Genomic DNA, 13,323 nt, shown 5'->3' with positions numbered 1-13,323 from the left:
CTATCCGGCCTACAAGATCTGTAGGCCCGGTAAGCGTAGCGCCACCGGGCGAATTCTCAAAGCCAGTTCTTCCGCTTAAAGTACAGATACGGTGCCAGCCCGGCGAGGATCATAAAGATAATCGCCCCCGGGTAACCAAAGCTCCACTTCAGCTCCGGCATAAACTCAAAGTTCATCCCGTAGCTGGACGCCACCAGCGTCGGCGGCAGGAACACCACGGAGACCACCGAGAAGATCTTGATGATGCGGTTCTGCTCGATGTTGATAAAGCCCATCGCCGCCTGCATCAGGAAGTTGACCTTCTGGAACAGGGATTCATTGTGCGGCAGCAGGGATTCGATATCGCGTAAAATCTCACGCGCCTGCTCCAGCTGACCGCCCGGCAGACGCGCCTTGCGCACCAGGAAGTTCAGCGCGCGCTGGGTATCCATCAGACACAAACGCACCTTCCAGCCGATATCTTCCAGCTCCGCCAGCGTGGACAACGCTTCGTCGTATTCATCGCCCTGATGGCCTTCCATGATCACGCGGCTCAGCTTTTCCAGGTCGCTGTAGATGTTTTCGATTTCATCCGCCAGCTGTTCGATTTTGGTTTCGAACAGATCCAGCAGCAGCTCATAGGCGTTTCCGTCTATCATCGCCTGGCTGCGGGCACGCATACGGTAGAGACGAAACGCCGGCAGTTCGCGCTCGCGCAGGGTGAACAGGCGGCCATCGCGGATGGTGAACGCCACGGTAGAGTTCCCCGCGTGGTCTTCGGCATCTTCAAAAAAGAAGAAGGAGTGAATGTGCAGGCCGTCTTCGTCTTCAAAAAAACGGGCGGATGCTTCGATGTCTTCCAGTTCCGGGCGTGTCGCCAGGCTTTGCCCCAGTTCAGATTGTACGCGAAGGCGTTCATCGTCGTCCGGCTCGACCAGATCCACCCATACGGCATCAATGAGGGGCTGTGACTCTTCGGCTTCAAGCCGAGTCAGTCGGTTATTTTCGAGTTGAAATGCGCTCAACATGACCGGGACTCCCAATGCAAAAAATATCGGACAGTTCGGTGGGCACACAGAAACAAATTGGGTTTCAGACCATTAAACAGCCTGACTCAGCGCGACGGGAAAAATGCAGTCGCTGACAACCACTAAGGCCATCAGCAAGAGGAGATAGCCTTAGGAGTTGTTCCTGGATGACAGGGAATTGAGCCAGTATCTACTGGGTGTGTCCAAGGCGAATGTCCTCTTAGCGTAATCGTGCGCGCATGTTACGCCAGCAATAACTGTGGCGTCAACACGCAACGGAACGCTGAAGGGCATTAATTGACCTTCAGCGTATAAGGCTAGCAGAATATTACAAAATAGTGATATTTTTCTGAAAGTTACACACTTTCCAGCCTGGCATAGGCTGCCACCAGCCATTTGATCCCCTGCCCCTGGAACGCTACCTGCAAGCGGCTGTGCTCGCCGCTGCCTTCCAGGTTGACGATGGTGCCTTCGCCAAATTTAGCGTGGCGCACGCGCTGGCCCAGCTTGTACCCGGTGTCGGTTTCAGAGATTGGCGACCCCATACGCTGATGGCTGACCGGACGGCTGATGCTGGCGCGCAGGCGCACCTCTTCCACGCACTCTTCGGGCAGCTCGCCGATAAAGCGCGACGGACGGTGATACACCTCTTTCCCGTACAGGCGGCGGGTTTCCGCGTAGGTCAGGGTCAGCTTCTGCATCGCACGGGTCACGCCCACGTAGGCCAGACGACGCTCTTCTTCCAGACGCCCGCCTTCATCCAGCGACATCTGGCTCGGGAACATGCCTTCTTCCATCCCGACGATAAACACCTGCGGGAACTCCAGACCTTTGGCGGAGTGCAGGGTCATCAGCTGAACCGCATCCTGCCAGGTATCGGCCTGCCCTTCTCCCGCCTCCAGCGCGGCGTGGGAGAGGAATGCCTGCAACGGCATCAGATCTTCGTCTTCTTCGTTGTAGCTGAACTGGCGCGTTGCCGTGACCAGTTCCTCTAAGTTCTCTATACGGGTCTGCCCCTTTTCGCCTTTTTCCTGCTCGTACATGGTGCGCAGGCCGGAATCTTTGATCACCCGGTCGGTCTGTACGTGCAGCGGCATGTCGGCGGTTTCCTGCGCCAGCGCGTCAATTAACTCCAGGAAGCGCTGCAACGCGCTGGCGGCGCGTCCGGCGAGGGCTTTTTCCTGCAACAGCTCGCGGCACGCCTGCCACAGCGTAAGCTGACGATCGCGCGAGGCCTGGCGCACCACGTCCAGCGTGCGATCGCCGATGCCGCGCGTCGGCGTGTTCACCACACGCTCAAACGCCGCATCGTCGTTACGGTTGGCAATCAGACGCAGATACGATAGCGCATCTTTGATCTCCTGACGTTCGAAGAAGCGCATACCGCCATAAATACGGTACGGCATGCTCACCTGCAACAGCGCCTCTTCCAGCACGCGCGACTGGGCGTTGCTGCGATAGAGAATGGCGCACTGCTCCAGCGCGCCGCCGTTGTCCTGCCAGGTTTTAATGCGGTTCACCACGAAGCGCGCTTCGTCGAGTTCGTTGAAGGCGCAGTAAATCGAAATAGGTTCGCCGTCGACGCCGTCGGTCCACAGCTTTTTACCCAGGCGCCCGTTGTTATTCTCAATCAGGGCGTTGGCCGCGCTCAGAATATTGCTGGTTGAGCGGTAGTTCTGCTCCAGACGGATGGTTTGCGCGCCGGGGAAATCGTTGAGGAAGCGCTGGATGTTTTCCACCTGCGCGCCGCGCCAGCCGTAGATAGACTGGTCGTCATCGCCGACGATCATCACCTTGCCGGTATCACCGGCCAGCAGGCGGATCCACGCGTACTGGATGTTGTTGGTATCCTGGAATTCGTCCACCAGGATGTTGGTGAAGCGTTCACGGTAGTGTTGCAGGATATGCGGTTTGTTCAGCCACAGCTCATGGGCGCGCAGCAGCAGCTCGGCGAAATCCACCAGGCCAGCGCGGTCGCACGCTTCCTGATAGGCCTTGTAGACGTTCTGCCAGGTCTGCTCGACCGGGTTGCCGAAGCTCTGGATATGGTGCGGACGCAGCCCTTCGTCTTTCTGACCGTTGATGTACCACATCGCCTGACGCGGCGGCCACTGCTTCTCGTCGAGGTTCATCGCCTTGATCAGGCGCTTCAGCAGGCGCAGCTGATCTTCGCTGTCGAGGATCTGGAAATCCTGCGGCAGGTTAGCGTCCATATGGTGCGCGCGCAGCAGACGGTGCGCCAGGCCGTGGAAGGTGCCAACCCACATGCCGCCCTGGCTGGTGCCCATCAGCTGTGCGATACGGTGGCGCATCTCTGCCGCCGCCTTGTTGGTAAACGTCACGGCCATAATCGAATACGGCGAGCAGTTCTCCACGCTCTGGAGCCAGGCGATACGATGAACCAGCACGCGCGTCTTACCACTGCCCGCTCCAGCCAGTACCAGCAGGTTTGTACGCGAGGCGGCAACCGCATCACGTTGTTTATCATTAAGGCTGTCGAGCAGGTAAGAAACGTCCATTGGCACCGTCACGTCATGTCGGGCAGGCAAATGTTTCCATTCGCCAAAACCCTGTTAATTTATACAGAACAATTGATGATTATATCAGCGTCGTGAGGGATGCCAACCGTGAAATTTCCACGTGCGGCAGAAGACGGCTGTCCGGGGTGGTCATCAGATCGGCGTTTTCCGGCTTGATCCAGCAGGCCTGCATGCCGCAGCGGATCGCCCCGGCGACGTCCGTGGTCAGGTCATCGCCCACGTGCAGGATTTCGCCGAGCGGCAAATCCAGTTTTTCCGCCGCCAGGTGATACATATCGTTGAAAGGCTTCGAGCGCCCGTGCGGGCCCGCGCGCAGCACGAACTGAAAATAGTCACCTAGGCCAAACAGCTCGGGCTGAGCGTTGCCGTTGGTGATGGCCACCAGCGGCCACTTACTGGCCAGTTTCGCCAGCGTGTCGTGCGTCTCCTGCGGCACATCGATGCGGCTGCGCCATTTGGCGAAGTTTTCCATGGCCGCTTCGGCCCCCGTGGCCGCATCCTGCGCGCTCAGGCCGGCGTTGAGCATCGCCTGCTCAACCGCCCGGCGACGCCATTCGGTCACGTCGTGGTAAATCTCCGGTTCGGTTTCCCGCAGGGACTGACGCAGCTGCTGGAAGTCTTTATTCTGCATCGCTTTCAGCGCAGGATGGTAGTTCTGCACAAACGCCAGCGACTCCTGCTCGGTACGCAGGATCACCGGACGGTTATCGTATAGGGTGTCATCAAGGTCAAAGGTCAGGGCTGAGATCTGACCGAGTGGGCGGTAAAAACGCATTATTTCCCCCGTTTGGCGCGTGGATGCGCCGCGTCATACACCGAGGCAAGGTGTTGGAAGTCTAAATGGGTATAGATTTGGGTGGTCGACAGATTCGCGTGGCCGAGCAGCTCCTGCACGCCGCGCAGGTCGCCGCTTGATTCCAGCATGTGCGTCGCAAAGGAGTGGCGCAGCTTGTGCGGATGCACGTGGCTGTTCAGCCCCTGCTTGATGCCCCACTCCGCAAAGCGTTTCTGCACGTTACGCGCGGAGATCCGCTTGCCAAGCTTCGACAAAAACAGCGCATCTTCTTCGGCGCCAAACAGCCCGCGCAGATCCAGCCAGTGCTCAATCCAGGAGACGGCGTTGCGGCCAATCGGCAGGCGGCGCTCTTTGCTGCCCTTGCCCATCACCCACACTTCGCCCGTTTCCAGGTCGAGATGTTTTATATCGAGATTGACCAGCTCGGAAAGACGCAGCCCGGCACCGTACATCACCTCCAGCATCGCGCGGTCGCGCACGGCCAGCGGATCGTTAAGATCGATATCCAGCAGGCGGTTTACGTCGTCGACGTCGATATTTTTCGGCAGATGGCGTGGGGCTTTTGGCGTGGCGATCCCTTTTGCCGGGTTAGCTTTCAGCTTGCCCTGACTGACCAGCCAGTCGAAAAAGCTGCGCAGGGCAGAGAGCCGGAGCGCCAGGCTCGCCGGGCTTAAGTTTTTTTTACGGCTACGCACGACGAACCCGCGTACCGTGGCGGCGTCACATTGTTGCCAGCTTTTCAGGCCGATTTCATCGGCAATCTGCATGATGGCATCAAGCTGACGCTGATAGTTGAGCAGCGTAATGGGGCTAAGCTGGCGCTCTACGCCCAGATAGCGCAGAAAACGCGAGACGTCAGTGGCGAGCAGTGCGTCCGTCATACGCGCTCAATCCAGCGCTCCAACAGCTCAGGCAGCATCAGGGCGATTTCCTGTAGCAGCTGCGTGCCCTGCCCCTGCTCATAATGATGCGCGTCGCGGCTGGTAAACAACATCACACCCAGGTCACCATCACGCCCCATCAGCGACATCGCCACCGAGCCAATAGCTTTGGCTTCCGGCAACACCACCAGCAACTCTGGTCCATTAAGCGGCCCCAAATAGTGGTGCTCATGGCCCAGACGCTGAATGCGCAGCGGCTCAAACGCCTGACGGCTAAGCGCCAGATGGGTAAACCCGGACGGCGCGCCAATGCGCCAGCGGTCAGGGAACAGGCGGAGAGTTGCGCCTGCCAGCCCCAGCTCGCGCGCCCAGCGGTGGAAGCGGTTGAGAAACTCTTCGAGACTGTGCGCAGACGCCAGACGCGCCTGGAGGTGCAGAAGACGGTGGAACAGGCTTTCGTTATTGCTGGCCTGCTCCATCAGCAGCGTCATGTTCTCTTCGAGCTGATGGATGTGATTGCGCGAGCGCGCCATGTGCCATTCAACCAGCGACACGGTCTCGCGAACCGGATGCGGCACGCGCATCCGTTCGACGACGCGTGCATTGCGGATAAAAAACTCAGGATTATGCAGCAGGTAATCCACAACGGCGCTGTCGTCCAGCTCCGTTAAGGGTTCCCGCAGTTCTTCCCCTGGTTGCTTCATAGATGGATAAACCCGTCATAAACATGTGTCGCCGGGCCAGTCATGTACAGTGGATGACCCGCTCCTTTCCAGGCGATATCAAGACGCCCGCCCGGTAATTCCACGCGAACCTCTTCTGCCAGTAACCCCTGCGAGATGCCCACGGCCACCGCCGCACAGGCACCGCTTCCACAGGCCTGGGTTTCGCCCGCGCCGCGCTCGTAAACCCGCAGGCGAATGTGTTCACGCTTCACCACCTGCATGAAACCGATGTTCGCCCGCTCCGGGAAGCGTTCGTGGCTTTCCAGTACCGGGCCGAGCGTTTCGACCGCGGCGGTTTGCACATCATCCACCTGAATCACGCAGTGCGGGTTACCCATTGAGACAACGCCGCACAATACTGTCTGCTCGGCGGCGCGCATAATATAGGTCTTTTCCGCTTTGTTGGCGCGAAACGGCACGGCAGAAGGCTCGAAGTTTGGCTCGCCCATGTTCACGCGCACCAGTTCGTCGTCGGTGACGCTGAGCACCATCCGACCGTTGGCGGTGCTGACGCGGATATCGCGCTTGTTGGTGAGCCCTTTTAGCCGAACAAAGCGGGCAAAACAGCGCGCGCCATTGCCGCACTGGGACACTTCGCTGCCGTCGGCGTTAAAAATGCGGTAGTGAAAGTCCAGGTCAGGATCGTAAGGAGGCTCCACCACCAGCAGCTGGTCAAACCCGACGCCCACGTGTCGATCCGCCAGACGACGGATCAGCTCCGGGGAGAAAAAGACATTCTGCGTTACCGCGTCGACGACCATAAAGTCGTTGCCAAGGCCATGCATTTTAGAGAACTGCATCATTTGCTCCATTGCGCGGGTACAGAACGTAATTGTCAGAGATTGACCTGAGTCGGGCCACCGTTATTGCCGCGATCGTTGGTATCCGGCGTAGATGACTCGATACCACTTTGCACCGGTTTTGTCGGCGGTGGTGCGTTTTTATCCTCTGGCGGGAAGTAAAGTGGTCCCTTCAGTCCACAGCCGGTCAGGCTAAACAGAGTGACAAGAACGGCAAGCGTTCGAAAGACGTTTTTCATGTAGAGGTTGCCCGTAAGTTCAAATCTGTTTCTATCATCGCAGGAGAAGACACAAAAGCAAGAGTTTGCCGCTTTCCTGCAACGGGAATTATTTAGCGTTATACTGCCGCCATCACGAAAAACAGGAATAAAACCATGAACGACAGTGAATTTCATCGCCTCGCCGATACCCTGTGGATGACCATCGAAGAGCGTATCGACGACTGGGACGGCGACAGCGATATCGATTGTGAAATCAACGGCGGGATCCTGACCTTAAGCTTCGAAAACGGCAGCAAAATTATTATTAACCGTCAGGAGCCGCTTCACCAGGTGTGGCTGGCGGCTAAACAGGGCGGTTATCACTTTGACCTGAAAGGTGACGAGTGGGTTTGCGATCGCAGCGGCGAAACGTTCTGGGATCTGCTGGAACAGGCTGCAACCGCGCAGGCGGGCGAGAACGTGAGTTTCAGGTAGTTTTGTTGCCCGGTGGCGGCTACGCCTTACCGGGCCTACAACGGCTCGGACCGTAGGCCGGGTAAGCGTAAGCGCCACCCGGCGAAAAGGCTCAGGAGAAATACTGCTGCAACAGCGGTGCGGTATCCTGATTCGCGGGCACCGCAGGGGTAATTGCCTGCGTACGGAACGGGATCACCTGCGCCCGGCCATCTACGTTCACAATCTGGTAGAACTGCGGCAGGTTGAAGTTGATAAAGCTTGAGCCGTAGGTAAAGCGATCGTGCGAGGACGAATAGAAGCGGCTGACGTCGCGCACCAGCTCCTCTTTGCTGCCTTCACAGTGGTGATACACCTCGGCGCGGTTGGTTTCATCCAGAATGTAGATATTAAACCCGGCGTTATCGCCCGACTCTTCGAAGAAGAACTGAATGATCCCTTCACTCGCAAAGCCATCCACCACCTGTGGCAGCTTAACGTGGTTGGTTTCCACCTGAACCGACAGGCCATGCAGCTTGTTGTGCGAAATCGCGCCGTAGAATTCAATGGCGTTTTCCAGCTTCTGGACCGACACGTTCAGGCGCTCAAAGAACAGGCCCCAGGTCTGGCCGGAGACGCGCAGCGCTTTAAAGCGCCCGGTTTCCTGGCGGGTGCTGGAGAGGCGCAGTTCGATGCACTCAGACACCAGCTGCTGCACGCGGGTACGAATCAGGCCGCGCAGGTGCTGGCTGTAGCAGAACACTTCCACGCTGTCCGGCGGCGCGGCGTCCTGGTGCATCTTGCCGAGAATGGTTTTCAGCGCTTCGATCATCGCCTGCTCGCCGTTGAAGTGCAGGGTTCGCACTTCGTTCCACGAGTTGCGGTACAGCAGATCCACGCTGCCCACCAGGCAGTTTTGCTGCTCGCCGAAGCTAAAGACGTCCAGCTTGCGGAAGTCAAAGTGGACCACCTGATTGCGGAAGGCCGCCGTCGGGTCGTATTCCAGGTTGACGATGATCGCCAGATGGCGGATCTCACACGGGCTGTAGAGCGCTTTTGGCGTCGGCGCAGGCAGACGCAGCGGGAAGTGGTGCGAGACGTCCGCCACCATCTCCTGCAACTTGGCTAAATCGACCACCTCGTTGCCCTTGATAAACAACCGGGTGCGTGAGGTGAGAAGGCCGTTAAACCAGGCCCAGGCCACCAGCTTGTTCAGGTAGCGGTTATATTCCAGCGGCTGATGGCTGATGATTGAATCCATGCTTGGCGCACGGTTGTACAGATACCACCCGGTGCGGTTTGCGCGGCCCGGCGGGACGTAGATAAAGGTCAGATTCGGTTCAGACAGGTCAGGCGAAATCTGTGGGTTAACCAGCGTAACCTTGCCTGGCAACGCTTCAAATGCGGCGTACAGCTTACGGGTTAACACCCCGATATCCTGTGGGCTGGCAGAAACGCTAAGGTTGTTGCGGCGGGCAAAGCGGATCAGGTTGCGGTAGCTTTGCATCATCGCATCAAGCAGTTCGTTGTGCGCCTCACGCACCTGATCGATCTTCCAGTTGGCGCGGTTGTCGAGCATGGCGAGACGCGCTTCGTCCCATCCCCACTCTTTGACTAACTGGCTGACCACTTCACGACGCCAGCCAACGCAGGCGCGCTCACGGCTCAGTTTTTCACAGACTTTGAGATAGAAACATCGACGCACCAGGTCAAGACGCGTGGTGTCATCAATGGCCGTCAGGTATTCGGTGACGCGTTCCAGCATCATGCAGTAGGCATCAAGCCCGTAGGAGACGATCTCCCCGTCGTGCAGACGCTGCTTAATGTCTTTCGCCAGCAGACGCGGCGTAGGGTATTCCCAGGAGTAGGCTTCCAGCAGCAGGGTTTTCAGCACCGCTTTGTACGGTGAATCAATGCTCTTATAAAGCTGCCAGAGGCTTGCACCAAAGTACTCTTCGGCGGACAGGGAGCTCAGGCCGCCCAGATCCAGCCACTCGTTTGGCGTCAGAACGCCCTGCGAGTAAAGCGACATGACGTAGTCGTCATAATTCTCTTCTTCATCGCACGGCACCATATTCCACAGAATACGTTTCCCGGCCAGGCGAACGGCGGTACGGTAAAACTCATCCAGCAGCAGAATGTGCTGAGTCGAGCCGCAGTCTTCACCACCCAGACTGCCGCTTTCGTTATGGCGGAAACGGTTTTCATCAATCAGGAAGAAGCTCACTTCCACGCCGAGCGACGCCGCCCAGCTCTCCAGCAGGCTGCATTTACGCTGCAACAGCTGGCGCTCTTCATTGTCGAGCCAGGACTGATGGCAGACCCAGATATCCAGGTCAGAAGAACAGCTTTGCCCAACCGATGAGGTGCTGCCCATGGAGTAAACCCCGGTAATCGGCAGCTCGCCTTTCGGCGAATCCTGCGGCGGCATACCACGGTAGAGCTCAAGTTCGGTCAGGTAATGCTGTTGGGTTTCATCAGGCGTGTAGAGGCAAATGCCCTGGGGAACGTTACCATCGAGGTAACCCGGCATTAGCGGATGGTGATAGTGCAACAATGTCGGCAGTAGACTGTATACCTGCTGGAAAGCAGGTCCCATGGCAGCAAGCGCGCGATCCACGCGCAATTGATTGATGGCATCCAGTCTCTGTTTCAGAGTCTCAATATAGAGGTACAAGACGTATCGCCTGATGTTTCCGGGTGTCGCACGCCAGTCAAAACAGAAAAAGCAGCGGACCCGCAGTATTTCAAAAAATAACCGTTACCCTTCTTTCGCCTTTTGCTTTTCTGGTGGTACAGACGAAAAAATGGTCTAAAACGTGATCAATTTAACACCTTGCCGGTTGACCGTAAAGAAAGATGCGCTACATACAAGTGTAGCACCGTTCTGTACGTGTAAATTCCTGAATACGGCGGTGGCTGACGCGTACGCCGCCCTGTCCCTCTCGCGCTTCATCAACCGTAAAACTGCCATCCGAGTGTCAACAATGTTAGGATGGTTAGCGATTGATAATGACGGTAACAAGCATGTTAGACAATGTTTTGAGAATTGCCACACGCCAAAGTCCCCTTGCGCTATGGCAGGCACATTATGTTAAGCAGCGCCTGGAAGCCTGCCACACCGGATTACGCGTTGAACTGGTGCCAATGGTCACGCGCGGTGACGTAATCCTCGATACGCCGCTGGCGAAAGTGGGCGGCAAGGGCCTGTTTGTCAAAGAGCTGGAACTGGCATTGCTTGAGAACCGCGCCGATATCGCCGTGCATTCGATGAAAGACGTGCCCGTTGAGTTCCCCGAAGGGCTGGGGCTGGTGACCATCTGCGAGCGCGAGGATCCGCGCGATGCGTTTGTCTCTAACCGCTATGCGTCGCTCGACGCGTTGCCAGAGGGCAGCGTGGTCGGCACGTCAAGTTTACGCCGCCAGTGTCAGCTGGCGGAGCGTCGCCCGGATCTGGTGATTCGTTCGCTGCGCGGTAACGTCGGCACGCGCCTTGGCAAGCTGGATAACGGCGACTACGATGCCATTATTCTTGCGGTTGCGGGCCTGAAACGCCTGGGGCTGGAGGAACGCATTCGCGTGGCGTTGCCGCCGGAGCTGTCGCTGCCCGCCGTCGGTCAGGGTGCCGTCGGCATTGAATGCCGTCTGGATGATGCGCGCACCCAGGCCCTGCTCGCGCCGCTGAATCATGACGACACCGCCATTCGCGTAAAAGCCGAGCGTGCGATGAATACTCGTCTCGAAGGCGGCTGTCAGGTGCCCATTGGCAGCTATGCTGAATTAACCGACGGTGAACTGTGGTTGCGTGCGCTGGTCGGCGCGCCGGACGGCTCGCAGATGGTTCGCGGTGAACGTCGCGGCAGGCCGCAGGATGCCGAAGCGCTTGGCGTATCGCTGGCGGAAGAGCTGCTGAATAACGGCGCGCGTGAAATTCTGGCCGAGGTCTATAACGGAGAACCCCCTGCATGAGTATTCTTGTCACCCGCCCTTCTCCCGCAGGAGAGCAGTTAGTGAGCCGTCTGCGCGCACTGGGGCAGGTGGCCTGGAGTTTTCCGCTGATTGAATTCTCCCCCGGTCGCGAGCTGTCTACGCTCGCTGACCAGATGCGTGCCTTGCAGGAAGGCGATCTGCTCTTTGCCCTGTCGCAGCATGCCGTTGAGTTTGCCCATGCGCAGCTGCAACAGCAGGGCGTTAGCTGGCCCTGTACACCCCGCTATTTCGCCATCGGGCGCACCACCGCGCTGGCCTTACACACCGCCAGCGGAATTGACGTTCGTTATCCGTTAGATCGGGAAATCAGCGAAGTCTTGCTACAATTACCTGAATTACAAACCATTGCCGGAAAGCGTGCGCTCATTTTGCGCGGCAACGGTGGCCGCGAACTGCTGGGTGAAACGTTGCGGGATCGCGGTGCAGACGTGACGTTTGTGGAGTGCTATCAGCGCTGTGCGAAACATTACGATGGCGCGGAAGAAGCAATGCGCTGGCACGCGCGCGGCATTAATACGCTGGTGGTCACCAGCGGTGAAATGTTACAACAGCTTTGGTCGCTGATCCCGCTTTGGTATCGCGAAAACTGGTTACTCCGCTGTCGGCTTCTGGTCGTCAGCGAGCGTCTGGCGAACCACGCCCGGGAACTGGGCTGGCAGGATATTCGGATCGCTGATAACGCCGACAACGATGCGCTGCTGCGCGCATTACAATAACTCTCAAATGGGAAGCCATAATGACGGAACACGAAAAATCCTCCGCCGTGGTTGAAGAGACCAGGGAGACTGTGGACACCACGTCACAGCCAGAGACGACAGACAAAACCGTTGAGAAGAAAAACGGCAGCAACAAAACCAGCCTTACGCTGAGCGTGATTGCCATCGCGATTGCGCTGGCCGCAGGCGTGGGACTTTACGGGCTGGTGAAGAAACAGGGCACCAACCAGACGGCCACCAGCGACGCGCTGGTTAACCAAATCACCGCCCTGCAAAAAGCGCAGGAGACGCAAAAAGCCGAGCTGGAAGGCGTGATTAAGCAGCAGGCTGCCGCCCTCGCCGACGCGAACAGCAAGCGTGAAGCGTTGACCAAACAGCTGAGCGAAGTGCAGGAAAAAGTCGCCACGATTTCCGGGACCGATGCCAAAACCTGGCTGCTTTCACAGGCCGATTTTCTGGTGAAGCTGGCCGGACGTAAGCTCTGGAGCGATCAGGATGTCACCACCGCCGCCGCGCTGCTGAAAAGCGCCGACGCAAGCCTGGCCGACATGAACGATCCGAGCCTGATCGGCGCACGCCGCGCCATTACGGAAGATATCGCCAGCCTGTCTGCGGTTTCTCAGGTCGATTACGACGGTATCATTCTTAAGGTGAATCAGCTTTCGAACCAGATTGATAACCTTCAGCTGGCGGACAACAACGACGACGACTCCCCAATGGATTCCGACGGCACCGAGCTGTCCAGCTCCCTGAGCGAGTGGCGTATCAACCTGCAAAAGAGCTGGCAGAACTTTATGGACAGCTTCATTACCGTTCGCCGCCGCGATGAAACGGCCGTGCCGCTGCTGGCGCCGAACCAGGACGTCTATCTGCGCGAAAACATTCGCTCCCGCCTGCTGGTGGCTGCTCAGGCCGTACCGCGTCATCAGGAAGAGACCTACAAACAGGCTCTGGATAACGTATCCACCTGGGTCCGCGCTTACTACGATACCAATGACGCAACCACGACCGCGTTCCTTGAGGATATCGACAAGCTAAGCCAGCAAAACATCACCATGAACGTGCCGGACAAACTGGAGAGCCAGCCGATTCTGGAGAAGATCATGCAGACGCGCGTGCGTAACCTGCTGGCCCAGCCGGGCGTTCCGGCAGAGCGCCCGGCTGAAGCACCTGCCGCCGCGCCAGCGCCTGAAAGCGCGCCGCAAGGAGAGTAAT

At 58.0% G+C, this 13,323-nt stretch carries 13 protein-coding genes; 4 read left to right on the top strand and 9 right to left on the bottom strand.

The genetic code is table 11. The features are described from left to right. Positions 1-56: 56 nt before the first annotated feature. The 8 genes from corA to IM300_RS15080 form a co-directional block, all read right to left on the bottom strand. Complete coding sequence (gene corA, locus IM300_RS15110) at positions 57-1,007, bottom strand: magnesium/cobalt transporter CorA (protein ID WP_063868853.1); 951 nt, start codon at positions 1,005-1,007, stop codon at positions 57-59. A gap of 150 nt (positions 1,008-1,157) precedes the next feature. Further along, on the bottom strand, positions 1,158-1,214 hold the full coding sequence (ysgD, locus tag IM300_RS22665) for a YsgD/CorL family protein (protein WP_212743980.1): 57 nt from the start codon (positions 1,212-1,214) through the stop codon (positions 1,158-1,160). A gap of 149 nt (positions 1,215-1,363) precedes the next feature. Beyond that, positions 1,364-3,526: a DNA helicase II gene (gene uvrD / locus IM300_RS15105; protein ID WP_063868850.1), complete on the bottom strand. Its 2,163-nt coding sequence runs from the start codon at positions 3,524-3,526 to the stop codon at positions 1,364-1,366. Between the two features lie 79 nt (positions 3,527-3,605). After that, on the bottom strand, positions 3,606-4,322 hold the full coding sequence (gene yigB, locus IM300_RS15100) for a 5-amino-6-(5-phospho-D-ribitylamino)uracil phosphatase YigB (RefSeq protein ID WP_102749596.1): 717 nt from the start codon (positions 4,320-4,322) through the stop codon (positions 3,606-3,608). Beyond that, the gene (gene xerC / locus IM300_RS15095) at positions 4,322-5,224 is read right to left on the bottom strand and encodes a tyrosine recombinase XerC (RefSeq protein ID WP_063868846.1); all 903 of its coding nucleotides are present in this window, start codon (positions 5,222-5,224) and stop codon (positions 4,322-4,324) included. The genes yigB and xerC overlap by 1 nt, the downstream gene beginning before the upstream one ends. Then, a complete protein-coding gene (locus tag IM300_RS15090; RefSeq protein ID WP_063868844.1) occupies positions 5,221-5,928 on the bottom strand; it encodes a DUF484 domain-containing protein in 708 nt (235 codons plus the stop codon). Before IM300_RS15090 ends, xerC begins: the two co-directional genes overlap by 4 nt. Then, positions 5,925-6,749 carry a diaminopimelate epimerase gene (dapF, locus tag IM300_RS15085; RefSeq protein ID WP_022646661.1) on the bottom strand — a complete coding sequence of 275 codons (825 nt, stop codon included), beginning with the start codon at positions 6,747-6,749 and terminating at the stop codon, positions 5,925-5,927. The genes IM300_RS15090 and dapF overlap by 4 nt, the downstream gene beginning before the upstream one ends. 35 nt (positions 6,750-6,784) lie before the next feature. Continuing rightward, positions 6,785-6,988 carry a lipoprotein gene (locus IM300_RS15080; protein WP_006812373.1) on the bottom strand — a complete coding sequence of 68 codons (204 nt, stop codon included), beginning with the start codon at positions 6,986-6,988 and terminating at the stop codon, positions 6,785-6,787. A 135-nt stretch (positions 6,989-7,123) separates the two neighbouring features. Between IM300_RS15080 and cyaY the strand changes: the two genes are divergently transcribed. Then, positions 7,124-7,444, top strand: coding sequence for an iron donor protein CyaY (cyaY, locus tag IM300_RS15075; RefSeq protein WP_028014797.1), 321 nt, complete (start codon positions 7,124-7,126; stop codon positions 7,442-7,444). Between the two features lie 91 nt (positions 7,445-7,535). Here cyaY and cyaA read toward each other — a convergent pair whose 3' ends face one another. Beyond that, on the bottom strand, positions 7,536-10,079 hold the full coding sequence (gene cyaA / locus IM300_RS15070) for a class I adenylate cyclase (RefSeq protein WP_193037140.1): 2,544 nt from the start codon (positions 10,077-10,079) through the stop codon (positions 7,536-7,538). A gap of 350 nt (positions 10,080-10,429) precedes the next feature. Here cyaA and hemC point away from each other — a divergent pair, with 350 nt between their 5' ends. The 3 genes from hemC to hemX are packed head-to-tail and all read left to right on the top strand — an operon-like array spanning position 10,430 to position 13,322. After that, positions 10,430-11,371 (top strand): hydroxymethylbilane synthase, encoded by a 942-nt coding sequence (hemC, locus tag IM300_RS15065; protein WP_139158017.1) that lies wholly within the window; start codon positions 10,430-10,432, stop codon positions 11,369-11,371. Next, positions 11,368-12,108 (top strand): uroporphyrinogen-III synthase, encoded by a 741-nt coding sequence (hemD, locus tag IM300_RS15060; protein WP_193037138.1) that lies wholly within the window; start codon positions 11,368-11,370, stop codon positions 12,106-12,108. Before hemC ends, hemD begins: the two co-directional genes overlap by 4 nt. A 20-nt stretch (positions 12,109-12,128) precedes the next feature. Continuing rightward, positions 12,129-13,322: a uroporphyrinogen-III C-methyltransferase gene (gene hemX, locus IM300_RS15055; RefSeq protein ID WP_112792052.1), complete on the top strand. Its 1,194-nt coding sequence runs from the start codon at positions 12,129-12,131 to the stop codon at positions 13,320-13,322. Position 13,323 lies beyond the last annotated feature (1 nt).

The sequence above is a fragment of the Enterobacter cloacae complex sp. I2 genome, assembly GCF_014896205.1.
GTDB classification, from domain to species: domain Bacteria; phylum Pseudomonadota; class Gammaproteobacteria; order Enterobacterales; family Enterobacteriaceae; genus Enterobacter; species Enterobacter quasihormaechei.
This window is presented reverse-complemented; position numbering and strand designations above follow the sequence as displayed.

Excerpts from the sequence above, each read along its gene's own strand:
- corA (WP_063868853.1), bottom strand. The coding sequence starts at position 1,007 with ATGTTGAGCGCATTTCAACTCGAAAATAACCGACTGACTCGGCTTGAA.
- uvrD (WP_063868850.1), bottom strand. The coding sequence starts at position 3,526 with ATGGACGTTTCTTACCTGCTCGACAGCCTTAATGATAAACAACGTGAT.
- yigB (WP_102749596.1), bottom strand. The coding sequence starts at position 4,322 with ATGCGTTTTTACCGCCCACTCGGTCAGATCTCAGCCCTGACCTTTGAC.
- xerC (WP_063868846.1), bottom strand. The coding sequence starts at position 5,224 with ATGACGGACGCACTGCTCGCCACTGACGTCTCGCGTTTTCTGCGCTAT.
- IM300_RS15090 (WP_063868844.1), bottom strand. The coding sequence starts at position 5,928 with ATGAAGCAACCAGGGGAAGAACTGCGGGAACCCTTAACGGAGCTGGAC.
- dapF (WP_022646661.1), bottom strand. The coding sequence starts at position 6,749 with ATGCAGTTCTCTAAAATGCATGGCCTTGGCAACGACTTTATGGTCGTC.
- IM300_RS15080 (WP_006812373.1), bottom strand. The coding sequence starts at position 6,988 with ATGAAAAACGTCTTTCGAACGCTTGCCGTTCTTGTCACTCTGTTTAGC.
- cyaY (WP_028014797.1), top strand. The coding sequence starts at position 7,124 with ATGAACGACAGTGAATTTCATCGCCTCGCCGATACCCTGTGGATGACC.
- hemC (WP_139158017.1), top strand. The coding sequence starts at position 10,430 with ATGTTAGACAATGTTTTGAGAATTGCCACACGCCAAAGTCCCCTTGCG.
- hemD (WP_193037138.1), top strand. The coding sequence starts at position 11,368 with ATGAGTATTCTTGTCACCCGCCCTTCTCCCGCAGGAGAGCAGTTAGTG.
- hemX (WP_112792052.1), top strand. The coding sequence starts at position 12,129 with ATGACGGAACACGAAAAATCCTCCGCCGTGGTTGAAGAGACCAGGGAG.